The 26372-nt window shown below is 55.5% G+C and carries 24 protein-coding genes; 14 read left to right on the top strand and 10 right to left on the bottom strand.

Annotated features, from left to right (window positions below; translation table 11 throughout):
- Window positions 1–22 precede the first annotated feature (22 nt).
- The 5 genes from recJ to LA5095_RS20120 all read left to right on the top strand — a co-directional run bounded on the left by recJ (window position 23) and on the right by LA5095_RS20120 (window position 5342).
- A complete protein-coding gene (recJ, locus tag LA5095_RS20140) occupies window positions 23–1840 on the top strand; it encodes a single-stranded-DNA-specific exonuclease RecJ (RefSeq protein WP_055118218.1) in 1818 nt (605 codons plus the stop codon).
- An 85-nt stretch (window positions 1841–1925) separates the two neighbouring features.
- Window positions 1926–2117: a hypothetical protein gene (locus LA5095_RS20135; RefSeq protein WP_055118216.1), complete on the top strand. Its 192-nt coding sequence runs from the start codon at window positions 1926–1928 to the stop codon at window positions 2115–2117.
- Window positions 2118–2200: 83 nt separating this feature from the next.
- Window positions 2201–3106, top strand: a complete 906-nt coding sequence (locus LA5095_RS20130; protein ID WP_055118935.1) for a nitrilase-related carbon-nitrogen hydrolase — start codon at window positions 2201–2203, stop codon at window positions 3104–3106.
- Window positions 3107–3203: 97 nt separating this feature from the next.
- Entirely contained in the window at window positions 3204–3689 is a 486-nt protein-coding gene (locus LA5095_RS20125; RefSeq protein WP_055118933.1) for an NUDIX hydrolase, read from the top strand.
- A 144-nt stretch (window positions 3690–3833) separates the two neighbouring features.
- Window positions 3834–5342, top strand: coding sequence for an inorganic phosphate transporter (locus tag LA5095_RS20120; RefSeq protein ID WP_235808860.1), 1509 nt, complete (start codon window positions 3834–3836; stop codon window positions 5340–5342).
- Between the two features lie 22 nt (window positions 5343–5364).
- On the opposite strand, the gene LA5095_RS20115 is transcribed toward LA5095_RS20120, so the two are convergent.
- The 6 genes from LA5095_RS20115 to LA5095_RS20090 all read right to left on the bottom strand — a co-directional run bounded on the left by LA5095_RS20115 (window position 5365) and on the right by LA5095_RS20090 (window position 11653).
- Entirely contained in the window at window positions 5365–5589 is a 225-nt protein-coding gene (locus LA5095_RS20115; RefSeq protein ID WP_055118215.1) for a hypothetical protein, read from the bottom strand.
- A 14-nt stretch (window positions 5590–5603) separates the two neighbouring features.
- Window positions 5604–6335 carry an endonuclease/exonuclease/phosphatase family protein gene (locus tag LA5095_RS20110; RefSeq protein WP_055118213.1) on the bottom strand — a complete coding sequence of 244 codons (732 nt, stop codon included), beginning with the start codon at window positions 6333–6335 and terminating at the stop codon, window positions 5604–5606.
- A 175-nt stretch (window positions 6336–6510) separates the two neighbouring features.
- Window positions 6511–7086 carry a sarcosine oxidase subunit gamma gene (locus tag LA5095_RS20105; RefSeq protein WP_055118210.1) on the bottom strand — a complete coding sequence of 192 codons (576 nt, stop codon included), beginning with the start codon at window positions 7084–7086 and terminating at the stop codon, window positions 6511–6513.
- Complete coding sequence (locus LA5095_RS20100; RefSeq protein WP_055118208.1) at window positions 7079–10081, bottom strand: sarcosine oxidase subunit alpha family protein; 3003 nt, start codon at window positions 10079–10081, stop codon at window positions 7079–7081. The genes LA5095_RS20105 and LA5095_RS20100 overlap by 8 nt, the downstream gene beginning before the upstream one ends.
- Entirely contained in the window at window positions 10078–10383 is a 306-nt protein-coding gene (locus tag LA5095_RS20095) for a sarcosine oxidase subunit delta (RefSeq protein WP_055118206.1), read from the bottom strand. Before LA5095_RS20095 ends, LA5095_RS20100 begins: the two co-directional genes overlap by 4 nt.
- A gap of 16 nt (window positions 10384–10399) precedes the next feature.
- The gene (locus LA5095_RS20090) at window positions 10400–11653 is read right to left on the bottom strand and encodes a sarcosine oxidase subunit beta family protein (protein WP_029066045.1); all 1254 of its coding nucleotides are present in this window, start codon (window positions 11651–11653) and stop codon (window positions 10400–10402) included.
- Window positions 11654–12042: 389 nt separating this feature from the next.
- Here LA5095_RS20090 and LA5095_RS20085 point away from each other — a divergent pair, with 389 nt between their 5' ends.
- Window positions 12043–13155: an S-(hydroxymethyl)glutathione dehydrogenase/class III alcohol dehydrogenase gene (locus LA5095_RS20085; RefSeq protein ID WP_055118204.1), complete on the top strand. Its 1113-nt coding sequence runs from the start codon at window positions 12043–12045 to the stop codon at window positions 13153–13155.
- A gap of 142 nt (window positions 13156–13297) precedes the next feature.
- Window positions 13298–14125, top strand: a complete 828-nt coding sequence (gene fghA / locus LA5095_RS20080) for an S-formylglutathione hydrolase (protein ID WP_055118202.1) — start codon at window positions 13298–13300, stop codon at window positions 14123–14125.
- Window positions 14126–14144: 19 nt separating this feature from the next.
- Here fghA and LA5095_RS20075 read toward each other — a convergent pair whose 3' ends face one another.
- From LA5095_RS20075 to LA5095_RS20065, 3 genes are all read right to left on the bottom strand, one after another.
- Entirely contained in the window at window positions 14145–14549 is a 405-nt protein-coding gene (locus LA5095_RS20075) for a DUF423 domain-containing protein (protein WP_235808914.1), read from the bottom strand.
- A 53-nt stretch (window positions 14550–14602) separates the two neighbouring features.
- On the bottom strand, window positions 14603–16645 hold the full coding sequence (locus tag LA5095_RS20070) for a M3 family metallopeptidase (protein WP_055118200.1): 2043 nt from the start codon (window positions 16643–16645) through the stop codon (window positions 14603–14605).
- Window positions 16646–16717: 72 nt separating this feature from the next.
- Complete coding sequence (locus LA5095_RS20065) at window positions 16718–17326, bottom strand: pyridoxamine 5'-phosphate oxidase family protein (RefSeq protein WP_055118198.1); 609 nt, start codon at window positions 17324–17326, stop codon at window positions 16718–16720.
- 488 nt (window positions 17327–17814) lie between these two features.
- On the opposite strand from LA5095_RS20065, the gene LA5095_RS20060 reads away from it, so the two are divergent.
- From LA5095_RS20060 to lhpI, 7 genes are all read left to right on the top strand, one after another.
- A complete protein-coding gene (locus LA5095_RS20060) occupies window positions 17815–19161 on the top strand; it encodes a substrate-binding protein (RefSeq protein WP_029066038.1) in 1347 nt (448 codons plus the stop codon).
- Window positions 19162–19248: 87 nt separating this feature from the next.
- Window positions 19249–20277 (top strand): branched-chain amino acid ABC transporter permease, encoded by a 1029-nt coding sequence (locus LA5095_RS20055; RefSeq protein WP_055118196.1) that lies wholly within the window; start codon window positions 19249–19251, stop codon window positions 20275–20277.
- Window positions 20278–20281: 4 nt separating this feature from the next.
- Entirely contained in the window at window positions 20282–21418 is a 1137-nt protein-coding gene (locus tag LA5095_RS20050; protein ID WP_055118194.1) for a branched-chain amino acid ABC transporter permease, read from the top strand.
- 12 nt (window positions 21419–21430) lie between these two features.
- Window positions 21431–22186: an ABC transporter ATP-binding protein gene (locus tag LA5095_RS20045; protein ID WP_055118192.1), complete on the top strand. Its 756-nt coding sequence runs from the start codon at window positions 21431–21433 to the stop codon at window positions 22184–22186.
- Window positions 22183–22962, top strand: a complete 780-nt coding sequence (locus tag LA5095_RS20040; protein WP_055118190.1) for an ABC transporter ATP-binding protein — start codon at window positions 22183–22185, stop codon at window positions 22960–22962. Before LA5095_RS20045 ends, LA5095_RS20040 begins: the two co-directional genes overlap by 4 nt.
- Before the next feature lie 146 nt (window positions 22963–23108).
- Window positions 23109–24188, top strand: coding sequence for a calcium:cation antiporter (locus tag LA5095_RS20035; RefSeq protein WP_082443015.1), 1080 nt, complete (start codon window positions 23109–23111; stop codon window positions 24186–24188).
- Between the two features lie 103 nt (window positions 24189–24291).
- On the top strand, window positions 24292–25236 hold the full coding sequence (lhpI, locus tag LA5095_RS20030) for a bifunctional Delta(1)-pyrroline-2-carboxylate/Delta(1)-piperideine-2-carboxylate reductase (RefSeq protein ID WP_055118186.1): 945 nt from the start codon (window positions 24292–24294) through the stop codon (window positions 25234–25236).
- 18 nt (window positions 25237–25254) lie between these two features.
- Here lhpI and LA5095_RS20025 read toward each other — a convergent pair whose 3' ends face one another.
- Window positions 25255–26106: a GNAT family N-acetyltransferase gene (locus LA5095_RS20025; RefSeq protein ID WP_055118184.1), complete on the bottom strand. Its 852-nt coding sequence runs from the start codon at window positions 26104–26106 to the stop codon at window positions 25255–25257.
- Window positions 26107–26372 lie beyond the last annotated feature (266 nt).

Here is a 26372-nt window from a genome sequence, read left to right as displayed (position 1 = left end):
TCCGATCAAGAGCGGGTAATGCATGCTCGGAAACAATGGTGAGGATGACAGGCGGCTCGTACTCGGGGTCGCCCGTTCCGCAAACGACAATGCCTGGCGGGAGAGACTGAGCGCTGCTGAGGCCAGAACCGCCATGGCTATCGCCCAGCTTCACGGGCTACCGGACGTTCTGGCACGGGTCCTTGCCGCGCGCGGTGTCCAGCAGGACGATGCACGGGACTTTCTGACCCCCTCGCTCAAGTCCCTGATGCCGGACCCTTCCAGGCTTCAGGACATGGACGACGCGGTCGCCAGGATTGCCGACGCACTGCAGGCAGGCCGGAAGATTGCGATCTTCGGCGACTATGACGTCGATGGCGCAACGTCCTCGGCGATATTTGCCAAATACGTCCAATGGCTTGGACTTGAACCGATAATTCACATTCCAGATCGGATTATCGAAGGATATGGCCCCAACGGGCCTGCAATTGAACATCTCCATCAAAACGGTGCGGAACTGCTGGTGACGCTCGATTGCGGCAGTACGTCCTTCGAAGCGTTCGAAACGGCGCGCAAGCTTGGTCTTGATGTGGTCGTCATTGACCATCACCAGGTCGGGGAAACGCTTCCCGAAGTTGATGCACTCGTCAACCCGAACCGGCAGGACGATCTTTCCGGCCAGGGGCATCTGGCGGCGGTCGGCGTCACATTCTTGTTCTTGGTGGGCCTGAATCGGGAGTTGCGTCGGCGCGGAGCGTTTGAAAATCGGTCGCAGCCTGACTTGATGGCATTACTGGATCTTGTTGCTCTTGGAACCGTTTGTGACGTGGTTCCGCTTCAGGGATTGAACCGGGCCTTTGTGACACGCGGTCTTGCCGTAATGCACCAGAGGCGAAACTACGGACTGACCGCTCTTGCCGATGTTACTCGGGTGAATGGCAAACCGGCTCCCTATCACCTTGGTTTCGTAGTCGGTCCCCGGATCAATGCCGGCGGCCGGATCGGCGACGCAGCTCTTGGTGCAAGGCTGCTTACCACGGAAGATCCGCATGAAGCCCGTGCGATCGCTGAAAGGCTGGATCAGCTGAACAGCGAGCGTCAGGCGATGGAAGCTTTGATGCTTGAACAGGCCGGTGCAGAGGCTGCCGCAGCCATTGATGACCGGGATCCGGCCGTTTTGCTGACAGGGTCAGAAGATTGGCACCCTGGAATTGTCGGCTTGATCGCCTCCCGGCTTAAGGATGCACACCGACGTCCGGCCTTTGCGATTGCCTATGACGCGACAGGGAAAGGAACTGGCTCCGGACGGTCTGTTCCGGGAGTTGATCTCGGCAAAGTAGTCCGGCAAGCTGTTGACAACGGTTTGCTTGAAAAGGGAGGTGGCCATGCGATGGCAGCCGGCCTCACTGTGCAAAGGGACAAAGCCGAAGCGTTGGGAATATTCTTCAACGAAACTCTTAAATCTGATGTTGAAGCTGCTACGGCAAAAAGGGAAATCAAGGTTGACGCGGCTCTGACGGCAACTGGCGCGACGTTGGATCTTCTTGAACTTCTTGAAAAAGCGGGTCCATACGGAGCTGGGCATTCAGAACCGGTTTTTGCATTTCCTTCCCATCGCGTCGCGTTCGCGGATGTTGTCGGCAAGGGGCACGTTCGTGCGTCTGTTGCAGCGGGAGATGGGACCACACTGAAGGCAATCTGCTTCAAGGCCGAGGACAAGCCGCACGGAAAAATGCTGCTCGAGGGCCGGGGAAGGAACCTTCACGTCACAGGCACCCTTTCAATCGACACCTGGCAGGGGACACCCAAAGTCCAACTGCGCATATTGGACGTTGCTGATCCTCAAAAGAGCCGCTTGTGATCGAAATCCGGTCAACAGGTCATTAACCAAAATCTAAGGGTCCTGAACTAGCTTTTTCCCTACGAAGGAATCGTGGGGAAATGGCATGCGCGCTCAGAATGAGCTTTCGCCGTATTTTGCGGAAATCGACAAGCGAACCGACAACGCGTTGCAGGGCATACGGCAAATTCGCCGTTCCGCGAAACTCAAGGCCTTGCCAAAGGAGCCGAACGGTTCTGCCGTTGGTACAGGGCTTCTTGTTGTCCTGGCTGCCTTTGCGGGGCTTTTTTTCGATTGATCGAGGTTCGCATTATCACACTTGAAATTGTGTGACATGCGCTCCTATGTCTGTCGTACCAGTTGATGAAGGCCGTCGGCATTATGACAGATTATCCCATTGCGCTCTGGTCGTTTAATCTCGGCAAGGCGCCGGCATCTGTTGACGCGCTTGCAGACGAAATTGGTGCGGGCATGGCAAGGGCCAAGAGTTCCGGAGCAAAGCTCCTGATGCTCCCAGAATACCTTGTAGAGTGTTGTCTGGCTTTCAAGCCGCAGGGATTGCGGCCTGACCAGGAAATGGCTTTTCTTGCAGATACCGGCCTTGAGCTAATCTCCCGCATTGCGCCATTGGCGACTGATTACGGAATCTCGCTCCTTGCTGGAACGATGCCGGTCAAGTCGGCGGCCGGCATAACCAACACCGCAATTCTGTTTACGGCGGATGGCAGGGAAATCCGTCAGGACAAGCTTTGCCTGACACCATTCGAGCAAAGCGCGGACACCTGGATGCTGACACCGGGAAACAGTCTCACCGTCTTTCAGCTTGACGGGCTCAAGATGGCAATTCTGATTTGCCTCGATGTCGAGATGCCGGCACTCAGCAGCCTGCTGGCTAAACAGGAACTGGATTTGTTGCTGGTTCCTTCCATGACGGAAAAACTGTCCGGCTATCACCGGGTCTATGGATGCGCCAAGGCGCGAGCGATCGAACACATGTGCGCTGTTGCGGTATGCGGTGTTATCGGCGCTGCCAAGGGAACAACACAAAACGAATCGAATGTTTCGGGAGCCGCGCTGTACCTGCCTTGCGAAGAGGAATTCGGGTTTGACGGAATAGGTGCGGAAATTAAGCCGTCTAATGGAAATGCGGGCGATGACATTTTGTTGAATGTGAATGTTCCAATTCAAAAGCTGCGACGCCTCAAAAATGGAAAAGCTGAAGTATGGCCAGGGGCTTGGAGCGCCGGTCATGTTTCAATATGCGTTGAAAACGAGCGAATATCATGAGCCTGCCCGTTAACAATATAGTGCACTTTGTGCACTTTTGACTGGACGGACAAATCAAAAATCTTTATACACGCGCCACTCGATGAAAGGTGTGGAAATGAGTCTCGCCAGGTCAATCATGGCACATGATGTTTCGTGGCTGCAGGGTCTTAGCGGTTTGTTTGTCAAGCCGGCCCGTTTGCAGATCGCGGCTCTGTGTGTTCGGCCAGGAGAGGTGGAAACCGAGGTTCTTCTCGTTTCCACGCGGGACACCGGACGCATGATCTTGCCCAAGGGGTGGCCGGAAAAAAACAAGAAAGCCTACGAGACCGCTGTTATTGAAGCGTACGAGGAAGCAGGCGTCGTGGGAAGGTCGGACCCGCGCGCAATGGGCAGTTTTCGCGCTTTCAAGGGATTGGCAAGCGGGCTGAAGATCAGGACCAAAGTTCTGGTTTTCAAACTTCAATTCGAAAAACAACTCAACAAGTTTCCTGAGGTCGGACAGCGAAAGTGTGTCTGGGCTCCAGTATCAGAAGCCATTGAAATGGCCGACGAAACCGGTTTGAAGCGCTTCCTTCGGCGTCACAGAGCTGAAATCGGTTAGCTTTCCCGGAATAATTCTTTCAAAGCGTAGCGTGCGTGTCGTTGTTTTTTATACGGCGAAGTCTGTGCACCAAGTGCAGAAAACGGCTTTTCAACACCCGTTTTCCCTGTCCTGGAATCTTCCCTGTTGAATGAGGTCTCTTAGTTGCTGTCAAACAAGCATATAGACACCAAGAGTATAGATAAGGATCTGGAACGACTCGGTTTTTTCGGTGATGCCGCTGAAGCAATGGGACGTCGCCTAAGCGGTCTTGGCCTGGCTTTGGTATTCCTGACGCTCTGCGTGGCGGTTGCCGCATTCACGGTGACATCTGTTGAACTTTCAGATGCTTTGATCCTCGCATCTGCAAGCGCAATTGCGGGCTACATGGCCTTGAACATCGGTGCAAATGACGTCGCCAACAATGTGGGACCGGCTGTCGGTGCGCGCGTTCTCAGTCTGACCGGAGCGCTGGTTATCGCAGCGATTTGCGAAAGTGCCGGAGCTTTGCTGGCTGGAGGCGAAGTGGTGTCGACGGTTTCCAGGGATATATTCAGCCCGGACGACGTTCCCGACAGTTTCTCGTTTGTGCAGGCGATGTTGACAGCGATGGTTGCAGCCGCGCTTTGGATCAATTTTGCAACCTATGTGGGGACACCGGTTTCCACGACCCACTCGATTATCGGTGGCATTGTTGGCGCCGGCATTGCAGCCAGCAGTGTTGCGGCAATCAATTGGACGACGTTTTCTGCCATCGCCGCAACCTGGGTCATTTCACCGGTATTGGGGGGATTGGTTGCCGCCGCGCTGATGGCTTTCATCAATGCGCGGCTTCTCTATGTGGACGATAAGCTGGAAGCGGCTCGTTTCTGGCTACCTGCGCTTCTTGGCGCTCTTGGAGGTGTCTTTTCCGCATATGTGTTTTTCAAGGCGACAGATCGTGCATCCATGGTGCCGGATTGGCTGGCATTGCCGTTGTCGTTGGCAATTGGGTTCGTAATCTGGTGGGGGTATCGCCGTATTGTTGCCTCTCAACTGTACGACCTGGAAAACAGCGCACGCGCGTTACGTGATCTGTTTACAATTCCGCTTATGGTCACCGCAGCCCTCCTTTCCTTTGCTCATGGTGCAAATGACGTGGCAAATGCGATCGGACCGTTGGCCGCGATCGTGCAAAGTCAATCGCTGGAACTACAGGATCTGAGCACCTGGTTTGGAAGTGTCGAAGAAACGCGAGTACCAATCTGGGTGACAGCTGTCGGGGCATTCGGAATTTCGGCAGGCCTGCTGTTGTTCGGCCGTCGTCTCGTAACGGTGGTCGGAAAAAAGATCACCAAACTCAGTCCCATACGCGCGTTCTGCATCACTTTGGCAACTGCAGCGACTGTTCTGACGGCCTCAGGTCTTGGTCTGCCGGTCTCAACCACTCATATTGCCGTCGGCGCTGTATTTGGTGTCGGGTTCTATCGCGAGTGGCATCGTAACAGGTACATTCCTGAAGGCGGAAAGCTCAGGCAACGCAAGTTTGTTCGCAATCGCGAGGAACGCAGGCGACGTCTGCTGGTGCGACGAACGGCTCTGTTTTCCATCGTTGCAGCCTGGATTGTGACGGTACCGGCAGCAGCGCTTTTGGCGGCAGTCTTGTACAACATACTGGGGTATTTCTGGACCTAGAGCGCATCCATCGAATGTTGGATCATTTGACCGGCGCGCTTTCTTCGGCTGACCAGGCGGCTTGTGTGCAGCGGTGTACCCCACCACAAGCGCAAGCCAACGCAGTCAGCGGGAGAAAGAGCCCGGCCCTTCGGGTGCCGGAAAGCAGCGCATCGGCAGCGTTGCGCCACTTGACCGATGCACCACATCGCCCTTCGTGACGCGCCTTGCCGAGTGACCTGCTTTCCGGCATCAAACGAACCAACATTCAATGGATGCGCTCTAGTGCGCATCCGGTGCTGGAGCCAGATGACCTGCCGTCCCGAGAGAGAGATGGGCCCACACCGGCAGATGATCAGACGCGATACGCGCGGTCTTGGACGTGTGGACGCCTGCCTGGCTTACGGTGAATTCAGGACTTGTAATGATCCTGTCCAGGCTGCCGACGGGCAGGGGACTTGGAAAACTCTTGCCGGGTGTCGTGACCTCATATCTTTCTTCGAACAGCTTCAGGCTTCTTGCCGTGTCCCGCCATTCATTCAGGTCGCCGATGAGCACCGTGGGCAGATATTCCAGATGCTCATGCAATTGGTGCATGAGCGAGGTGATCTGTTTTTTCCGGAAATGACTGACAAGGCTGAGGTGCATCGCGGCGACGCGGATTTTGACTCCTTCGATTTCCAGGTCCGCTGCTACCGCGCCCCGCGGTTCCAGCGTCGGCAGATCCAGTCTGCGAAAGTCGAGGATCCCGATCGAGTTGCGAACAAGGATCGCATTGCCGTGCCAGCCAAGGCTCTTCTCGCGCTTCGCGAATGGAACGGGTCGATAGTCCGTCTCCGAGAGAATGGTGTCCCTGTCCAGAGTGCTCTCGCGCGGTCCAAACCGCTTGTCTGCTTCCTGAAGCGCAAGAACGTCGCAATTCAACTCCTGAATCACCTTGAGTGTTCTGTCCGGTCTTCGGCGAGCATCCAGGCCGATGGCCTTTTGAATGTTATAGGAACCAATTTTGAGCATGCAGACCACACTTGCGGGATTTGCGGACGGTTTGCAAGTAAACGGATTGATAGGTTGCCGGGAGAATTCGTGAAGTCACCCTGGTCTGGGTTTTCTCTGCGCTCACCAGCCCAATGAAAAACCCTTGCGGAGGATCCCACAAGGGTTTGTGTTTCTTTGGACGAAGACTGCGTCCTCAGGCAGCTTCCAGTTCGCGTGCCGATTGTACCAGGAGACCTGAAACATAATCCATGAAGGACACCCAGGCCTCGACGACGAAGGTATCGGTGCCCGTGCGCCAGACCATAACGGGAGACTTGTGAAAAATCGTCCGGGTGACGGTGCCGACCGGAAAGGTCTCGAGCGAAAAATCGATGAAGATGCCGGTATTGAGCAACCAGACCGCCTTTTCTCCGCTTACGATGACCGCCTCTGATCTTTCAGAGATATCGACCAGTGCATGAGAGTGGGACTCATGTTTGCCTTCGATAGCATCGAAGGTTGCTTTCAGGTCGTCCGCCGGTGCCAGTAGCGTCCATTCATCCGGCCCCATCCAGAGCACAGCACGCTTCTGCCCCGTGTTACAGGTCATCGGCTTGACCGGAAGTTCGACACCGAAAGCTGATCCGGCATCTTTCAGCGTGGCCTCTCTTGCACGCAGGGACAAGCGGGTGATTGGCGCAGCCTTCAGCATAGAGACGCCGGGTTGGCTCAGGAGCGGTGCAGCGTCCACGTCAGGCGTAATCAGATCGTTTGCCAGAGTGTCAGACATTGATCCGTGCTCCTTCCTTGTCATAAAACACGGGTCCGGTGATTTCGACCGGAATGCTTCCGTCCGGCATCGGTACGTACAGTGTCTTGCCGTCCAGCGCGTGACCATTCTTGACAATCGCCAGCGCAATGTTTCGGCCGAGCGCAGGACTGAAATAGGACGAGGTCACATGTCCCTCGGCAGGCGTTCCGGTCTCCGGATTTTCTGCCGACGTAACCTGCGCGCCTTCCTCGAGTTTCACTTGCGGATCCTTGGTGAACAATCCGACGAACTGCTTGCGATTCTCGGCAACAAGATCCGGCCTGTCCAGGCCGCGTTTGCCGACAAAATCCAGCTTCTTCTTGCCGATGGCCCAGGTCATCCCGGCATCCTGAGGCGTTACTGTGCCGTCTGTGTCCTGTCCGACGATGATGTAACCCTTTTCGGCACGAAGCACGTGCATCGTCTCTGTGCCGTACGTTGTGCCATTGTGTTTTTCGATTTCCTTTGCCAGCGTTTCCCACATCATCGTGCCATTCTGGCGCGAAACGTTGATCTCGAAACCGAGTTCACCGGTAAACGAAATCCGGAACAGTCGGCAGGGAACGCCGCAGAACGTCGCTTCCTTGACGCTCATATGCGGGAAAGCATCGTTTGAAAGATCGATACCTTCTATGAATGGGGCAATAACCTCGCGTGCCTTCGGTCCCTGAACCGCTGCAACGGCGAATTGCTCCGTTGTTGATGTAATCCAGACGTCGAGATCAGGCCATTCAGTCTGGAGATAGTCTTCCATCGTCGCAAAAACGTTCGGCGCACCGCCGGTCGTTGTCGTCACGTGGAACCTGTCTTCGGCAAGGCGGCCGATGACACCGTCGTCCGTGATGAAACCGGCGTCGTTCAGGAGCAGGCCGTAGCGGCAGCGGCCAGGCGCGAGTTTCTTCCAGGGATTGGTGTACATCCGTTCCAGGAATTCGGCAGCGTCCGGGCCAACGACCTCGATCTTGCCAAGGGTTGACGCGTCGAAAAGACCAACGCTGTCGCGAACCGTTTTGCACTCGCGCGCGACGGCGGCATGCATGTCCTCACCGCTCTTCGGGAAGTACCAGGTTCTTTTCCATTGGCCGACATCCTCGAAAACACCGCCATGTTCCACCACCCAGTCATGGGACGGGGTCTTGCGGACAGGATCAAAGAAATCACCCCGTGCGACGCCTGCAAAGACACCGAAAGTTGTCGGTGTATAAGGTTGCCGGAAAGTCGTCAGTCCCACATCCGTCATGGGTTTTTCTAGCGCTCCGGAGGCAATTTGAAGCGCGTTCATGTTGGAAAGGCGGCCCTGGTCAGTGGCCATGCCGGTTGTGGTGTAACGTTTGATATGCTCGATGGACTGCATTCCTTCGCGCACGGCAAGTTTCACATCCTTGGCTGTCACGTCGTTCTGATAGTCGACGAACGCCTTGACCTTTGTCGCATTGCGGTCGTGTGGCAGTGCTCCGAGGGTACCGCCTTCGCCTGCTTCGCCGCCGCTTGAAGCGGCGTAGGTGATTTTGACGGATTTTCCGATGGCAGCTTTGGCAGCTTCTTCACCGGCAGCATAGCCGTCTTCCAGTGTGGCCTGCAGGCCGTAAAGGCCTTTGGCGCCTCCGGTAGAGCGTTCCTTCTGGAAGGACTTGCCGGGAACGTATGCTCCCATGTCTGCATTCCAGACGACTTTGCCGCGGGATTGGGAATAGAGGCTGACGGTCGGTGTCCAGCCACCGGACATGAGCAGTGCATCACAGTCGATCTGACCTCCCGAGGCGACCTTGCCGGACGTCATCAATCGACCGATCAATGCCGACTTGACGCGCTTGCGTCCCAGCGTTCCCGTGACGACACAACCGGCTTCGACCCGGATACCCCGTGCCTTTGCTATCGATAGAAGGCTTTCCGGCGGTGTTTCGCGCATATCGACAATTGCGGCGATCTCGACGCCATGGTCGGCAAGATCGAAGGCGGCTTGCCAAGCCGTGTCACATGCTGTCGTGACAACGACCTTGTGACCGACCTTGACACCGTATCGGTTGAGATAGGTCCGGCCAGCTTCGGCGAGCAGGATGCCCGGACGGTCGTTTTCCGGAAAGACCATGGGACGCTCGATGGCACCGGACGCAATGACGACCTCTTTCGCCCGGACCTGCCAAAGCCGTTCGCGCGGCAGTTTCGGATCAGGGCTCGACAGGTGTTCGGTGACCCGCTCAACGAGTGCGACGTAGTTGTGCGCGAAGTAACCGAATGCAGTGGTTCTTGTCAGAAGAGTGACGTTGTCCATCGCATCGAGCTTGGCGATTGCTTCTCCGGCCCACTCAGTGGGGGATTTGCCATCGATACTGGCGTTGACTTCACTTAGCAACGAGCCGCCGAATTCTGCCTGTTCGTCGCACAATATCACCTTCGCGCCTGTCTCCGCGGCAGCAAGAGCAGCCGTCAGGCCCGCCGGGCCTGATCCCGCAACAAGCACATCGCAATGAGCGTACAAGTTGCCGTAGAAATCGTGATCCGGATTTTTGGGCGGTTTTCCGAGACCTGCTGCGGACCGGATGACAGGTTCATAGACCTTGTCCCAGAACGATTTCGGCCACATGAAGGTCTTGTAGTAGAACCCGGCCGGAAAGAACATCGACAATCGGTCGTTGACTGCACCGATATCAAATCCGAGCGATGGAAACCGGTTCTGTGAAGTTGCTTCAAGGCCCTGGTAGAGCTCCACCTGCGTCGCGCGCAAGTTCGGGGTCTGGTCACCGTTCCGGTAAATGCCAACCAGCGCATTGGGCTCTTCGGAACCTGCTGTCAGGATCCCGCGTGGGCGGTGATACTTGAATGACCTGCCAACCAGATGAACACCGTTGGCAAGCAGGGCTGAAGCGAGAGTATCGCCTTTGTGCCCGTGCATCTCCTCGCCATCGAAAGTGAAGGTGAGTTGTTCGGCCCGTTCGATCCGGCCGCCCTTTTCAGTACGGAATGGCTGGCTCATTTGCCGGCCTCCTTGGCAAGCGCTTCAAGGTCCGGCATCGGTTCTCCAGCCTTGTAGAATTTCAGAAACTTGTCACTGACGGTGTCACGCACGGCATTGAAGAAACGTCCGCAGCCGTGAATGTGACGCCAGCGTTCGGCATAGACGCCTTTGGTGTTGGCTCGCATATAGAGATAATTGACCCAGTCCTCGTCGCTTGTTTGTGAAGGATCCGAGGGCCGGGAGATATGCGCTTGACCACGGCAGGAAAACTCCGTTTCCGCCCGTTCGACATCGCAGTAGGGGCAATAAACCAGCAACATCTGATGAAAACTCCCCTTAGTGCGCGACGGCGGCGGCAGCCGCTTCGTCGATCAGACGTCCGGTGCGGAACCGGTCGATGGTGAAAGGTGCATTGATACGGTGCGGTTCGTCTTTTGCGATCGTGTGTGCAAAGACGTGACCTGAGCCCGGTGTTGCCTTGAACCCGCCTGTGCCCCAACCGCAGTTGACGTATAGTCCTGGAACCGGAGTTTTCGACAGGATTGGTGACCTGTCAGGTGTCACGTCCACGATACCACCCCAGTTGCGCAGCATGCGCATTCTGCGGAAATGCGGAAACAGTTCGCAGATTGCGTCAATCGTGTGATTGGTGATGTGGATGCCGCCCGTCTGAGAATAGGAGATGAACTGGTCCGTACCGGCACCGATCACCAGTTCGCCCTTGTCGGATTGCGATATGTAGGCATGGATGGTGTTGGACATCACCACACATGGGAATGCCGGCTTGACCGGTTCGGAAACGAGCGCCTGCAGCGGATAGGACTCCAGTGGCATGCGGACCCCTGCCATATCCATGACGGTCGAGGTATGCCCGGCTGCCACGACACCGATCTTCTTCGCCTTGATGAAGCCCTTCGACGTTTCAACGCCTTCAACGGCGCCATCCTGGCCGCGCTTGATGCCCGTCACCGCGCAGTTCTGGATAATGTCGACACCGAGATCGTCGGCACCGCGTGCGTACCCCCAGGCAACAGCGTCGTGCCGCGCCGTTCCACCGACGCGCTGAAGAGCCGCTCCCATAACGGGATAGCGAATGTTCTTGGAAATGTTGAGCGGCGGGCAATATTCCCTGGCTTGTTCGGGTGTCAGCCATTCGTTCTGCACACCCGCAAGCCGGTTTGCATGAATATGCCGTTGGGCGACCTGGACGTCGTGGACGGTGTGCGCGAGCATCATGACACCGCGCGACGAATACATGACGTTGTAGTTCAGGTCTTGTGACAGTCCTTGCCACAATCCGATCGCGTGATTGTAGAGTGCAGCGCTTTCTTCCCAGAGATAATTCGAACGCACGATCGTCGTGTTTCGACCTGTGTTGCCACCTCCGAGCCAGCCCTTCTCAATGACCGCAACGTTGCGGATACCGTGTTGCTTGGCGAGATAGTAGGCGGTGGCAAGGCCATGGCCGCCTGCGCCGACGATCACGACATCGTATTCGGCCTTTGGCTCTGGTGATCGCCACTGGCGTCCCCAGTTCTGGTGCGCGGAAAAGGCGTTTTTCGCCAGTTCCAGAAAGGAATAACGCTTCATGAAGCAGCGGCTCCGCACGTTTCAGGCCGGTTTCCTGCGGATCTAGCAAGAGTGTTGCCTGACTTGTTGAGGTTTGAGATCGCTACCATAACCACGGGGTCAGGGACGGTCTATTGCCGGGCATATTCATGTTTGCGCCGCAACTTGCGTATCAGGTTTCGGTCGCTTGTTTGTCAGAATACGACATAGGTGTCGCGTACGATCTGAACCGGTGGAAAAAGTGGACCAAAAACGGGCGAACCGAATATCATTGCACGCGCTGGACCGGAAAATTTCGCTCGAATTGTTGCTGATTTGCGCATTCCCTATAACAAAGGTCGTTTCGGTTCTTGCATTTGAAACATGGGGCGGTAACTCTCCCGGAAAGATCAAACAGGGGAGAACCTTCCATGGAAGTTCGTGCAGCTGTAGCCGTAGGCGCTGGAAAACCGCTTGAAGTCACAACGGTAAACCTTGAGGGACCGCGCGCTTTCGAAGTGCTGGTGGAAGTAAAAGCCACCGGCATCTGTCATACCGACGAGTTCACCTTGTCGGGGGCCGATCCGGAAGGTCTTTTCCCGGCAATTCTCGGGCACGAGGGAGCCGGCGTGGTGGTTGAAGTCGGCCCTGGCGTCACGTCGTTGAAACCGGGCGATCATGTTATTCCGCTTTACACGCCGGAATGCCGGAATTGCGAATATTGCCTCAATCCGAAAACCAACCTCTGTCAGGCGATCCGCTCGACCCAGGGGCAGGGCCTGATGCCCGACGGGTCTTCGCGTTTCACGACGCTGGATGGAGATCCGATCCTGCACTACATGGGAACCTCAACATTCGCCAACTACACGGTCGTGCCAGAAATTGCGTTGGCGAAGATCCGTCCGGACGCGCCGTTCGACAAGGTTTGCTACATCGGTTGCGGCGTCACGACAGGGATCGGTGCTGTCATCAATACCGCGAAGGTCGAACAAGGCTCGCGGGCCATCGTATTCGGGCTCGGCGGCATTGGGCTCAACGTTATCCAGGGCTTGCGTCTTGCAGGAGCCGACCAGATCGTTGGCGTCGACCTCAATCCTGCGAAAATTGAAATGGCGACACGCTTCGGCATGACTGATTTCGTCAATCCGGCCGAGGTTGAAGGAGATCTGGTGCCTTATCTGGTCAATCTGACCAAAGGCGGTGCGGACTACACATTTGATGCCACCGGAAACGTTCAGGTCATGCGTACCGCACTTGAAGCTGCGCACAAGGGTTGGGGCGAGAGCATCATCATCGGTGTTGCGCCGGCAGGCGCTGAAATTGCAACCCGCCCGTTCCAGCTGGTTACCGGCCGTGTCTGGAGGGGAACGGCCTTCGGAGGTGCTCGGGGACGAACAGACGTGCCGAAGATCGTCGACTGGTACATGGACGGGAAAGTCGAGATCGATCCGATGATCACTCACACGATGCCGCTCGAAGACATCAACAAGGGCTTCGACCTGATGCACGCGGGCGAGTCGATCCGTTCCGTTGTCGTCTATTGATTACTCCGGGCTGAAAATCTTTTTTGGACTTTCCCCCGGTTTACACCGCTGCAGGGACGGCGGAGACCGGCGGAGGGAAACAACGCAAGACGCCAAGCGTGTTCCTTGGCGTCTTCCACATTCTTAAATCGGTGGGAATTTCATGAAAACCATTTCCGAGAACAAGGCTTTTGGCGGCGTTCAGGGCGTCTACACCCATATGTCAGACGCGTGTGGCTGCGAGATGACTTTTGCCGTCTATCTGCCGCCACAGGCCCAGGAAGGACCGGTGCCGTGCCTATGGTATCTTTCAGGATTGACCTGCACGCATGAGAACGCCATGACCAAGGCCGGAATGCAGGCGCATGCTGCCGAGTTTGGTCTGGCTCTTGTTTTCCCCGATACCAGTCCCCGTGGCGATGATATTGCCAATGACGATGCTTACGATCTTGGGCAAGGAGCAGGTTTTTACGTCAATGCAACCGAGGCGCCCTGGGGGCCGCATTTCCAGATGGAAACCTATATCGCAAGCGAACTTCGCGATCTCGTCACCGAGAATTTCGCAGTTTCCGTTCACCACGGTATCACCGGACACTCCATGGGTGGACACGGTGCGCTGACGCTTGCAATGAAGTATCCCGGTCACTACCAGTCGCTTTCCGCGTTTGCTCCAATTTCCAATCCGGCAAACTCCGACTGGGGAAGGAAGCAACTCGGCGCTTATCTGGGGGCTGACGAAACACTCTGGCCAGCCCATGACGCATCAATGCTGCTGCGTGACAAGGGATGGGTCGGCGACGTGCTTGTGGACCAAGGAGCCGATGACCAGTTTTTCGACCTGTTGAAAGCCAGTGCATTGTCGGACGCCCTGATCGAAACAAAAACGGCACATTGCTACCGGCTACAGGAAGGTTACGACCACTCCTACTATTTCGTGTCAACTTTTGCCCGCGACCACGTTGCCTGGCACGCTGAGCGGTTGAAAGGCTGAAAGCAGGATATCGGAGATATCAGGATTGCCGCGGCACGACGCGTAGCGCTCCAAGGGCCAGGGCAATCCAGCTGACAATCAAAAGCATCCCGCCGATCGGAGCAGCCATCGGAAACAATCCATCGCCGAGCAAGGCGTTTGTGATGAGGTCGCCACAAAACAGGGTCAATCCCGTTGCCATGCTCAGTGTTGTAAAGGGAAGAATCAGTACTTGTCGTATCTGCGAAAGAACGCCGATGCCGAGAAACACCGGGGCATGAAACAGCAGCATCTGGGCCGCAGTTTCAAGCGAAGCCGAAATGCCGGAATGTGCCGATAGCGCAAGCGTGACGATGCCAACCGCTCCAGCTATGCCGCTCAACACGAGACAAAAACGCAGCAGTCCTGCGGTTGGTTCAGGCGGTGGCGCCATGGGTTTTATCATTTTTCGATCCCAAATCTCTGAAACCGGCCGGTTGATCACCGGCCGGTCGATATTCAGGCCGCAAATCCGCGTTTTTTCAAGAGGGCGTCGATTTTTGGCGCGCGTCCTCTGAAGGCCTTGTAGGTTTCTTCAGGATCCGGACGCCCTCCAGCGGAGTATATATGCGTCAGCAAACGGTCCGCCGTCTCCTCGTCAAAAATGTCTCCAGCCTCCTTGAAAGCGCCAAACGCATCGGCATCCATCACCTCCGACCACATGTAACTGTAGTACCCGGCTGAATAACCATCTCCGGAAAAGACATGTTGAAAATGGGGAATCCGGTGACGCATCGTGATCGCATTGGGCATTCCGATCTTGCCGAGTTCCGCTTTTTCGTAAGCAGCGATGTCAATCTCGTCTGGCGAATCCAGAAGATGCAGTTCCAGATCGATCAACGCGGATGCCGTGTATTCGACAGTTGCGAAACCCTGGTTGAAATTCGCGGCAGCAAGCAGTTTGTCCAGCAGGTCCGTCGGCATTTTATCGCCGGTCTTGTAATGTGTCGCGAATTTCGAAAGGACTTCCGGTTCCGAGAGCCAATGTTCGTACAGTTGTGACGGCAACTCGACGAAATCGCGGGCAACACTCGTTCCAGATATCATCGGGTAGGTCACGTCTGAAAGCAGTCCGTGCAAACCATGGCCGAACTCGTGGAAGAGCGTTCGGGCGTCATCGAATGTGAGCAGAGTGGCTTCTCCAGGAGCGCCCTTGGAAAAATTCATTACGTTGACGATGATCGGCGCAACGTTGCCGTTCAGCTTGTGTTGTGACCGGAAGCCGGACATCCAGGCACCCGAACGTTTCGAAGGCCTGGCGAAATAGTCACCCAAAAACAGACCGACATGTTGTCCGGACGGGTCCAGAACTTCAAAGACCCGGACGTCGGGATGATAAACCGGAATGTCGTCGAGTTCCCTGAATGTAACCCCAAACAGCCGTGTCGCGGTGTCGAAGGCTGCCTGTATCATGCTGTCGAGTTGCAGATAGGGTTTCAGCTCTGTTTCATCGAGGTCGTGTTCTTCTTTGCGCACCTTCTCGGAATAAAAACGCCAGTCCCATGCTTCAATCGTGTGATTCTCGCCATCATTCGCCGCCATTTTCGAAAGCTTCTGTTCTTCAGCGCGCGCTTGTGCGGCAGCCGGTTCCCAGACTTTTGTCAACAGGTCGCGTACATTGTCGGGCGTTTTGGCCATCGTGTCGTCGAGCTTGAATGCAGCAAAATTTTCAAAACCAAGCAGTTTTGCCTTCTCAGATCGAAGTGCGAGCGTTTCGGTGATGATCCTTGCGTTGTTTGTTTCTCCTTCAAGTTCTCCTCGTGCGCTCCATGCATTGAAAGCCTCTTCGCGCAGTCTCCTGTTGGTTGAAAACTGCAGGAAGGGTTCGATACTGGATCGTGAAAGCGTGATGACGTGTTTGCCGTCATGCCCGCGTTCACGTGCCGCCTCTGCCGCAGCCGTCAACAGAAAGTCTGGAAGACCCGCACGGTCTTCTTCCGTCTCAAGAACCAGCTGATAGTCCGACTCATCTCTCAGGATGTTTTGGGAAAACTGTGTGCCGAGTGTTGCAAGGCGTTGCGAAATCTCGGCGATACGGGATTTCCCGTTTTCGTCGAGACCGGCACCGGCGCGCTGGAACATCATGTGATAGCGTTCCAGAACCTTCGCGTCCTCGGTGTTCAGGCCGAGCGTTTCCCGTTGGTTCCAGAGTTCGGCGATACGCTCAAAGAGCTTTTCGTTCAAAAGCATGTCGGACGAATGCCTGGCAAGCTTTGGTGCAATGTCGCGCTCGATCTGTTGAAGCGTCTCGTTCGTGTCCGCACTCGTGAGGTTGAAAAAGGTACGGGCCACCTTCGTCAGCCGTTCACCTGATTTTTCAAGTGCGGCAATCGTATTCCCGAAGTCTGGTCGATCCGACTGTTTCGCGATTGCGTCGCTTTCCGCTTTTGCTTCAGCCATCGCCGTCTCGAAGGCCTCTTCAAAGTGTTCCGGCTTGATTTTGTCGAATGGCGGTAGCTCAAACGGGGTGGTCCAGTCTGTGAGCAGCGGATTTGTGGTCATGTGGGATCTCTTGTTCCGATTTGCGGTGTGTGGACCAGATATGGCGCGCTGGATGCGTTATTCCAAGACTTGTCACCACATGCTTTTAGCTGCACGTGCTGGCCATTCCGCGTCGTAGCTCCGGCCATCGAAACTTGACTTGATTTCCTGCATGATCATTCCGGCAGAGGGGAGGTCGCCCTGCGAAATTTGGCTGTCCGGGTTCCAGAGCCCAGCCCGCATGATCGCGCGCGCGCATTGAAAATATACAGATTCAATTGTGACAACGACTACCGAGCGCGGTTGGTGTGTTTCGCGCTCGAAGGAGAGGAGGAGGGCCGGATCAACCGATAGAACAGCCTTGCCATTGATCCGTAGAACATTGTTCCAGCCTGGCACCATGAACATCAATGCCACGCGAGGGTCCCGGACGATGTTTCGAAGTGAATCGATGCGGTTGTTGCCGCGACGGTCCGGCAGCAACAGTGTCTTGTTGTCTTGGATTCGGACAACACAGCCCTCATCGCCGCGAGGCGAGCAATCCAGTCCCTCCGGTCCGCACGTCGCCAGGGTGCAGAACGATGATGCCTCGACGATTTTGCGATACGCGGGACTCAGCGAATCAATCTCTTTGATAAGAGAGGCCTCGCCGACGACACCATAGTGATCATGCAGCTCATCAAGAGTGGAAATTACAGCCATATGAGAATGTCCTGTCATCGAAATTGGCGGGAATGGAGATGTTGTTGCACACTTAATGTGCAGGCAGTTACGCGTCAAATTCAACGAATACAACCGGAAGGGTACGGTCCCGTGCAACTTTGGTCTAAGTGGCTGAAGACATTTCCATTTTCAGTCAACTGGCCGTCGATATATTGCACTGCCAAATTTCGATTGAATAACGTATTGTTTAGTTTTCGAAAAAGCGATGTTGCATCGCAATATTATTACAGATTGAAGATCGAATTGAAGCTGCGAATACTTCGAAAGTCTAATGATGCGAAAAGTAGATGCGATCCGATAGTCGTATTGCTGATTTGTAAGGACTTTTTCTACAGTCCCCGAAGCTTGCGATTTTGGCGTTGAGGAGCCGGTCTCCCGGTCGGGGAACAGTCCAGAATTGCGAGCGGCTGTACAGCTATCGCAGGTGCGTCCGACGGGGGCGTGCCGTGCCTTTCTGGGAGGAAAGTATGAGCTTAATTCGTAAACCCCTTAATCGTCGTTCAATTCTGCGCGCTGGCGCGGTTGGCGGAGCCGCGTTGGCAACACCTACCATTTTCACCAGCAAGGTCTGGTCCGCAGGGTATTTGAATGAGCCGACCGGCGCTGAAGTTATTCTCGGATTCAATGTCCCGCAAACCGGCGCCTACGCCGACGAAGGGGCCGACGAACTGCGTGCCTATCAACTGGCCGTGAAACACCTGAACGGTGAAGGCGACGGCGGCATGCTGAACACCTTCAGTTCAAAGGCGTTGCAGGGCAACGGTGTGAACGGCAAGAAGGTTGCCTATGTGACGGGCGACACCCAGACAAAGTCTGACGCTGCGCGCGCATCCGCAAAACGCATGATTGAAAAAGATGGTGCGGTCATGATCACGGGCGGTTCGTCCTCCGGTGTTGCGATTGCGGTGCAGTCTCTTTGCCAGGAAGCCGGCGTCATTTTCATGGCCGGTCTGACGCACTCCAATGACACGACCGGCAAGGACAAGCGCAAGAACGGGTTCCGCCACTTCTTCAATACGGAAATGTCGGGCGCGGCCCTGGCTCCGGTGCTTAAGAATGCATTCGGAACCGACCGAACTGCCTATCACCTGACCGCCGACTATACCTGGGGTTGGTCCCAGGAAGGGTCGATCAAGAAATACACCGAAGGAATGGGCTGGAACACGGCAGCAGCCGTCCGCACGCCGCTTGGCGCGGGCGACTTCTCGCAGTACATCACGCCTGTGTTGAATTCCGGTGCCGACGTTCTGGTTCTCAACCACTACGGCAAGGACATGGTGAATTCGCTGACTCAGGCGGTTCAGTTCGGTCTTCGGGACAAACAGGTCAACGGCAAGGATTTTGCGATCGTTGTTCCGCTGTATTCCCGTTTGATGGCTCAAGGTGCCGGTGAAAACGTCAAGGGGATCTTCGGATCCACCAACTGGCACTGGTCCTTACAGGACGAAGGCTCAAAGGCGTTCGTCAAGTCCTTTGGCCAGGAATACGGCTTCCCGCCGAGCCAGGCTGCCCATACCACCTATTGTCAGGCACTGCTCTATGCGGATGCCGCGCAGCGGGCCGGTACCTTCGAGCCTTGTGCTCTGGCCGCCGCTCTGGAAGGCTTCGAGTTCGACGGCATGGGCAATGGTCCGACACTTTATCGTGCGGAAGACCACCAGTGCTTCAAGGATGTTCTGGTTGTGAAGGGTAAGGAAAACCCGAGCTCTCAGTTCGACGTTCTCGAAGTTGTGGAAGTTACCCCGCGTTCGCAGGTTGAATATCCTGCTGAAATGCTCGGTGGTGAACTCGGCGCGTGTAACAACGGCGCATAAAGCCATGAATAAAACAGCCGCCGGAGGCCCGGCCACCGGCGGCTGTTGTATTTCTGTGGCAGGGGTGCAGAAACTGGCGGCGAAACTATGGATGTGATTCTTCTACAATTGCTCAACGGGCTGGATAAGGGCGGGGCGTACGCGCTGATTGCTCTTGGACTGACCCTGATTTTCGGAACCTTGGGGGTCGTCAACTTTGCCCACGGGGCATTGTTCATGCTTGGCGCATTCTGTGCGGTGTCCTTCAATGCACTGCTCGGTCTGGAAGTGGTTACGGTCGATGAAACCCAAACCACGGCCTGGGGAACGCCGCTTGAAGTCAGGACCCCTTATGTCGAAGCTTATCTTGGCGATTTCGGCGCCTGGATCCTGAACTACTCTGTGCCGGTTTCAATCCTGATAGCCATACCTGTGATGCTGCTCGTCGGCTTCGTCATGGAACGTGGCCTGATCAAGCATTTTTACAAGCGTGCGCACGCTGACCAAATCCTGGTCACCTTCGGCCTTGCCATCGTTCTACAGGAAATCATCAAGTCGATTTACGGCGCCAACCCGATACCTCAAGCCGCGCCGGTTGCAGTGCGCGGTGCAGCCGATATCGGCGCGTTGTTTGGGTTTGATCCGGGAGTGATTGTTTATCCCTACTGGCGCATGGTCTACCTGGCATTTGCCGGAGTGATGATTGCTGGAGTGTTTGCATTCCTGCAATTCACGACATTCGGAATGGTTGTCAGGGCGGGAATGGCAGATCGAGACACTGTTGGACTGCTTGGCATCAACATCGAGCGCCGTTTTACGATCGTCTTTGCCATCGCTGCGGTTGTCGCTGGGCTTGCAGGCGTGATGTATACGCCGATCCTGCCACCGGACTATCACATGGGAATGGACTTCCTAGTGCTAAGTTTTGTTGTTGTTGTGGTTGGTGGAATGGGCTCTCTTTCCGGCGCCGTCCTGGCCGGGTTTTTGCTCGGAATTTTGCAGTCCTTCGCTTCCATGAACGAGGTTAAGGCGATCTTTCCCGGTATCGACCAGATCATAATTTACCTCGTAGCGGTGATTGTCCTCCTCGTGCGTCCACGTGGATTGATGGGCCGTAAGGGCGTCATGGAGAACTAAGAACATGGTTACAAAAATTTCTCCTGCCCGCGACTATCTCCTGTTTGGCGTATTTGCCATCGCGGTTCTGACGATGCCCGTGTGGCTCGCGCCGATCGGGGCCGGATATCCGGACCTGCTGCAGAAATTTGCAATCTTCGGGCTCTTCGCCACCGGCTTCAATTTGCTGTTTGGACTGACCGGATATCTGTCCTTCGGCCACGCGGCCTTTCTTGGAGTTGGTTCCTATACTGCCGTCTGGTCTTTCAAGTTGCTGGGCATGAACCCGATTCCCGCTGCCATTCTGGCGGTTGTGACGTCAGGTGTCTTTGCGCTGGCAATTGGATATGTCTCCCTGCGCAGATCTGGCATCTACTTTTCCATCCTGACGCTTGCCTTTGCACAGATGTCCTACAATCTGGCCTATTCCGTGCTGACACCGATCACCAACGGTGAAACCGGTCTGCGCGTCCTGGAATCCGATCCAAGATTGTTCGACAGCTCGGCCAATGCCGACGGCCCGCTGATTTCCAACCTCTTCGGGATCGAAATGACGGGTTATGCGGGGTTCTATTTCTGCGCCGTTGTGCTGCTGATCGGTTTCTTCATTGCGCAACGAATATTCCGCTCGCCGTTCGGCATCATGTTGCGTGCCGTCAAGACCAATCAGAACAGAATGAACTACACGGGGCTCAATCCGCGTCCCTACACGCTTGCCGCATTCGTGATATCAGGCATGTATGCAGGTCTGGCTGGTGCCTTGATGTGCATCACGGACCCGCTCGCCGGTGCCGAACGCATGCAATGGACCGCATCGGGTGAGGTGGTGCTGATGACAATCCTTGGCGGAGCCGGCACGTTGCTCGGTCCGATTCTCGGTGCGGCGCTCATCAAGTATTTCGAAAACATCTTTTCCGCATTCAACGAACAGACCCTGCACGAAGTATTCAGTTTCTTGCCGGACTTTCTGGAATATCCTGTCGTTTCCGTTGCGGGCCTGTTTGTCGGTGAAGGCTGGCACTTGACCCTCGGTGTCTTGTTCATGCTGATCGTGATTTTTCTGCCGGGAGGCATCATGGAAGGCGTTTCCAGGATCGGGCGTTTGTTCAAACGTTCGTCTTCCAAAGCCGAACCGAGCGGTGCGACCGCCCCAGCTGAGTAAGGAACAAGAGACATGGAAATCTTGCGCGTAGAGGGCGTGAACAAATCGTTCGGAGGCTTGAGAGCCCTCAACAATGTGAACTTTTCCGTAGAAGAGGGAACCGTTCAGGCCATCATCGGCCCGAACGGCGCCGGTAAGTCGACATTCCTGAACTGCATGATCGGACGTCTTGCTCCGGACACCGGAACCGTGATGTTCGGCGACATATCGCTCACGGGAATGAAACCCTACGAGATCAATCAGGTCGGTGTATCCCGCGTCTTTCAGACGCCGGAAATATTCTCCGAATTGTCTTTGATCGAGAACATCATGATTCCGACCATGGCCAAACGGGATGGATCGTTTGCGCTTCATGCCTTCAAGCGCCTGGATCAGGATGCCGAGGTCCGCGACAAGGCACTCCATATGCTGGAGGACGTCGGCCTGGTGGAAAAAAGGGACGACATATCAGGGTCTTTGTCACGAGGTGACAAGAGGAGGCTGGAACTCGCAATGTGCCTCTCGCAAGATCCGAAGCTTCTGTTGCTCGACGAACCGACCGCGGGAATGTCCCGCGCGGATACGAACAACACGATCGATTTGTTGAAGCGGATTGGCGATCGGGGAATCACCAAGGTGGTTATCGAACACGACATGCATGTTGTTTTCTCGCTGGCCGAGAAAGTGACCGTTCTGGCCCAGGGGGCGATTATCGCCGAAGGCAAGCCGGAAGAGATCAAGGGGGATCCGCGCGTGCAGGAAGCCTATCTGGGAGGAGCACACCTGTGACCATTCTCGAAGATCAGTTTGCCGGAAAAACGGCACCCTCCGTGAAACCGCAAAAAGCGCGGGGAACGGCGCCGGCATTTTTCTCGGCCTGGGACCTGCACTCCTACTATGGTGAAAGTTACATCGTGCAGGGTGTCAGCTTTGATGTCCGCGAAGGCGAGATTCTGGCGCTTCTTGGTCGCAACGGGGCGGGCAAGACCTCAACTTTGCGCACAATCGCGCGTATGGATGATCCCAACCTGACCCATGGCGAGATCTGGCTCGATCACCAGCCCCTTCACGACATGAAAAGCTATCAGGCATCACGTGTCGGCGTCGGTCTGGTTCCCGAGGACCGACGGATCATTCCGGGCTTGACGGTTCAGGAGAACCTTGAACTCTCCCAGATCGCGGAACCGAAAGGTTGGTCGATTGACAGGATCTATGATCACTTTCCAAGATTGGCGGAACGCCGTCTTCAGGAGGCTGTCACGCTTTCAGGTGGCGAGCAGCAGATGCTGGCGGTCGCAAGGATCCTGGCCCGGGATATCAAGCTCTTCCTTCTGGACGAACCGTACGAAGGCCTTGCTCCGGTGATCGTGCAGGAAATTGAACGCATTCTTGAAGGTGTCAAGGAACTTGGCATCACGACCATTATCGTCGAGCAGAATGCGATCGCCGCGCTGCATCTGGCCGACCGTGCGGTCATTCTCGACATGGGCGAAGTAGTTTTTGACGGCACCGCGCAGGAAGTACTCGACAACGCGGAGCTGCGTCAGGAATATCTGGCTATCTGAGTTTGTCTGTTTGGGAACAAAAGCCCGGTGCATTGCGCCGGGCTTTTGTGTGACTTGCAGTTTTTCTCGTCAACACCTTATTGTTTCAAGCCTGAAACCTGCAAACTCCCGCACTCTGGTGTCATGTGTCCATCTTAAGAAACGAATTGCCAAGCCTTACCGGCTTCATTGTCTTTGCCGCATTCACCGCAGCAGGTGATGTCCTCAATCCCGAAACGATAGGCGTAGGGCCTTCACTCGGTCTGCTTGCTCTTCTTTTCCTCACTGTCATGTGGTGCGCATTTTCGGTTGTCAGACACGCCGAATGCCTTGCCACGATCTTGGGTGAGCCCTTTGGCACGCTGATTCTGACGCTGGCTGTTGTCGGCATTGAAGTGGCACTGATCGTGGCGATCATGATTTCTGGTCAGGCGGCGCCGACGATGGCGCGGGATACGATGTTTTCGGTGATTATGATTGTGTTGAACGGGCTGATCGGGCTGTGCCTCCTGGCAGGTGGACTGCGGCACGGGAACCAGACATACAATCTCCAAGGGGCAAATGCGTTTTTGTCCGTGCTTGTTCCCCTGGCCATCTTCGCACTGGTGCTGCCCAGGGTCACGCATTCCGCGCCCGGAGGTGAGTTGTCCCCGCTCCAGGCCGGTTTCGAAGTGATAATGTCCATTTTGCTCTATGGCGTTTTTCTCGCCATGCAGACAGTGACGCACAGTGATATCTTCCGTCAGCCCGATGCGGTCGACGGTGAAGACGGCCATCATGGTGTGGTGGTGAGATCGATTCCGTTTCACGTCGCGGGGCTGTTCGGCGCCTTGATACCCATTATCTTGTTGTCAAAGAAACTCGCGCTTTACGTCGAGTTCGGAATATCCGGAATTGGCGCACCGTTGGCGCTGAGCGGGTTCATCGTTGCCGCTCTGGTGCTCATGCCCGAGGGAATGAGTGGCTTGCAGTCGGCACTGGAAAACAAGTTGCAGCGAGCCGTGAATATCTGCCTCGGGGCAGCTGTTTCGACAATCGGTCTGACGGTACCGGCCGTGCTTGTCGTCAGCTGGGTCACAGGGCATACGCTGGAACTGGGCCTCGAATATGCGGATATTATTCTCCTTGTCCTGACCTTGTTCGTAAGCTTGCTGACCTTCAGCACGCGGACGACCAGCTATCTTCAGGGGGCTGTGCATCTGGCGCTGTTTGCCGCCTATGTGATGATGATCTTCGATTTATCGTGAAAATTGCAGGCGAAAGTGCATATCTGCAATTTGAACGACTTGGTCCGGCACATCTTCTGTGATTTGGTCGCGCGGTGTTTTAACTGTAATCGAATGATCTCCTATGCTGCTCCTGTCTGAAGACCAAACGCGCAATGCGCTTCCATATCCGGATCTGATCGATGCGCTGGCGGAAATGTTCCGGTCAGGTTGCACAATGCCGACCCGTCACCATCATGATTTCAAGATACCCGGAGAGCCGGATGGAACCATGCTGCTCATGCCTGCCTGGGTGCCGGGTGGGTATGCGGGGGTCAAGGTCGTGAATGTCGTTCCGGGAAATTCGGAACGAAACCTTCCCGCCGTTCACGGACAATATCTGTTGTCCGATGCCAGAACGGGCGAAATGCTCGCCATGATAGATGGCGGCGAGTTGACCGCCCGGCGCACCGCAGCAGCTTCAGCTCTTGCAGCCCGTTATCTGGCCCGGTCAGACGCCAGACACTTGCTCGTGCTGGGAACCGGTCGTCTTGCGCCGAACCTGATCGCGGCACATATGGCTATCCGTTCGATCGAGGAAGTGACGATCTGGGGACGTTCGCAGGAGAAGACGGCACAGTTTGCGCGTGATCTTGATGGACAGTTGCCGATTCGTATTCAGGCCGCATCCAGTCTTCGGGATGCTCTTGGTTTGGCCGACATCGTCAGCGCGGCCACATTGTCCACTGAGCCCTTGATCAAGGGAGATCTCCTGAAGCCCGGTGCGCACGTTGATCTTGTTGGTGCCTTCAAGCCAACGATGCGCGAAAGCGACGATGACCTAATCGAGCGTGCCGAGATATATGTTGATACGCGTGATGGTTGCTTGTCGGAAGGAGGCGACATCGTTCAGCCGCTGAAGTCCGGCCTGATTACGCCCGGGGATATCAAGGCTGACCTCTATGAACTCTGCCGGGGAGAGCACCCGGGCCGTCAATCGGACGCAACCATAACCATGTTCAAGTCCGTTGGCGCGGCATTGGAGGATCTGGCCGGAGCAACGCTCGCCTACCAGAACGTCGAGCATTGACGCCTATCCTTCGATCCTTCAACCCAATTCGAATGTCGTAATGCCGTAGATCTGATCCAGTGGCAGATCGGGAACCGGGCCGCGATACATTCGATAGGTTTCGAATTCCGGCGACAATTCGTACTTTTCAGCCAGCAGCAATGCTGACGAATTGGGTTCGGGCGTATCCAGAATCACGAATTGACCCTTTACCTGGCCAGCCAGCGCACGGAACAATGTATCGGCAATTTCCGGAGTATCGGCAAACAGGGGACCTATCTTGAACCCTTCATGACACTGTCGGATGACGCCATAACCCTTGACTGAACCGTCATCCACAAAGACAAACCCGCGCCTGGTCTCCAGAGTGGGTGCAGTCCACATCGTCAGGAATTCGGGGCGCGGTGCTGGGAAAAAGCGTTGGTCATAGTCCTTGACCGAAGGAAAAATTCCCTGGCCGAGAGGCGCAATTCGCGCGTCCATCGGCATATCGCACACGGAGACACCCATCTGCCGGATATTTCTGTAGGTCGATCTGAAACCGTGCTCGCCGTAGCTTGCGGTCTGCTCGTTGACGGCATCCAGGCCTAATAACCTTGGGCCGAGATAAGACAGTGCGTGATCCCAGATCTGGTGCCCGTAGCCCTTTGTTCTGAAGTCACGCTTGCAGATGTAAAACCCGATAAATCCGAAAGTATCGCCGTACCGGACTGCAGAAATCACGTTGATCAGTTGGCCGTCGATTTCACCTGCAAGAAAACCGTTTGGATCGGCTGCAAAAAACGCCGGACCGTCTTCAATTCCCGGATTCCAGCCTTCCTGCATTGCCATTTCAAGAAGAATGTGAAGCTCGTTTTCTTTCAGGCGACGGATAGTGAGTGTATCTGACATGTGTCTTCGACCAATCAGTGAATCATCCAAAACGTTTCTGATCGTAGTTCGACTCGGTCTGTTTTCAAATTGCTGGCACAATAAGCGCGATCCACCCGGCCGGAGCAATAAAAAGCTGCGTGATAATACCTATCTGGCTCTTGCGAAGTGGACGCAAGTGTGCATCACTTAACTGAACGTAACTTTATTTATTTAGATCGATCCAAACCTATGAAAGATCGGTTACATTGTGAACTGCGTCACAGACCTATTTGAAGACTGATGAG

The organism is Roseibium album, from assembly GCF_001404515.1.
In the GTDB taxonomy this organism is placed as follows: Bacteria; Pseudomonadota; Alphaproteobacteria; order Rhizobiales; family Stappiaceae; genus Roseibium; species Roseibium album.
This window is presented reverse-complemented; position numbering and strand designations above follow the sequence as displayed.

Coding starts and splice junctions, on each gene's coding strand:
- LA5095_RS20100 (WP_055118208.1), bottom strand. CDS start 10,081: ATGAGCCAGCCATTCCGTACTGAAAAGGGCGGCCGGATCGAACGGGCC.
- LA5095_RS20055 (WP_055118196.1), top strand. CDS start 19,249: ATGGATGTGATTCTTCTACAATTGCTCAACGGGCTGGATAAGGGCGGG.
- LA5095_RS20060 (WP_029066038.1), top strand. CDS start 17,815: ATGAGCTTAATTCGTAAACCCCTTAATCGTCGTTCAATTCTGCGCGCT.
- LA5095_RS20125 (WP_055118933.1), top strand. CDS start 3,204: ATGAGTCTCGCCAGGTCAATCATGGCACATGATGTTTCGTGGCTGCAG.
- LA5095_RS20045 (WP_055118192.1), top strand. CDS start 21,431: ATGGAAATCTTGCGCGTAGAGGGCGTGAACAAATCGTTCGGAGGCTTG.
- LA5095_RS20025 (WP_055118184.1), bottom strand. CDS start 26,106: ATGTCAGATACACTCACTATCCGTCGCCTGAAAGAAAACGAGCTTCAC.
- LA5095_RS20050 (WP_055118194.1), top strand. CDS start 20,282: ATGGTTACAAAAATTTCTCCTGCCCGCGACTATCTCCTGTTTGGCGTA.
- LA5095_RS20065 (WP_055118198.1), bottom strand. CDS start 17,326: ATGGCTGTAATTTCCACTCTTGATGAGCTGCATGATCACTATGGTGTC.
- recJ (WP_055118218.1), top strand. CDS start 23: ATGCTCGGAAACAATGGTGAGGATGACAGGCGGCTCGTACTCGGGGTC.
- LA5095_RS20075 (WP_235808914.1), bottom strand. CDS start 14,549: ATGATAAAACCCATGGCGCCACCGCCTGAACCAACCGCAGGACTGCTG.
- LA5095_RS20130 (WP_055118935.1), top strand. CDS start 2,201: ATGACAGATTATCCCATTGCGCTCTGGTCGTTTAATCTCGGCAAGGCG.
- LA5095_RS20135 (WP_055118216.1), top strand. CDS start 1,926: ATGCGCGCTCAGAATGAGCTTTCGCCGTATTTTGCGGAAATCGACAAG.
- LA5095_RS20085 (WP_055118204.1), top strand. CDS start 12,043: ATGGAAGTTCGTGCAGCTGTAGCCGTAGGCGCTGGAAAACCGCTTGAA.
- LA5095_RS20095 (WP_055118206.1), bottom strand. CDS start 10,383: ATGTTGCTGGTTTATTGCCCCTACTGCGATGTCGAACGGGCGGAAACG.
- LA5095_RS20110 (WP_055118213.1), bottom strand. CDS start 6,335: ATGCTCAAAATTGGTTCCTATAACATTCAAAAGGCCATCGGCCTGGAT.
- LA5095_RS20115 (WP_055118215.1), bottom strand. CDS start 5,589: ATGTTGGTTCGTTTGATGCCGGAAAGCAGGTCACTCGGCAAGGCGCGT.
- fghA (WP_055118202.1), top strand. CDS start 13,298: ATGAAAACCATTTCCGAGAACAAGGCTTTTGGCGGCGTTCAGGGCGTC.
- LA5095_RS20105 (WP_055118210.1), bottom strand. CDS start 7,086: ATGTCTGACACTCTGGCAAACGATCTGATTACGCCTGACGTGGACGCT.
- lhpI (WP_055118186.1), top strand. CDS start 24,292: ATGCTGCTCCTGTCTGAAGACCAAACGCGCAATGCGCTTCCATATCCG.
- LA5095_RS20070 (WP_055118200.1), bottom strand. CDS start 16,645: ATGACCACAAATCCGCTGCTCACAGACTGGACCACCCCGTTTGAGCTA.
- LA5095_RS20090 (WP_029066045.1), bottom strand. CDS start 11,653: ATGAAGCGTTATTCCTTTCTGGAACTGGCGAAAAACGCCTTTTCCGCG.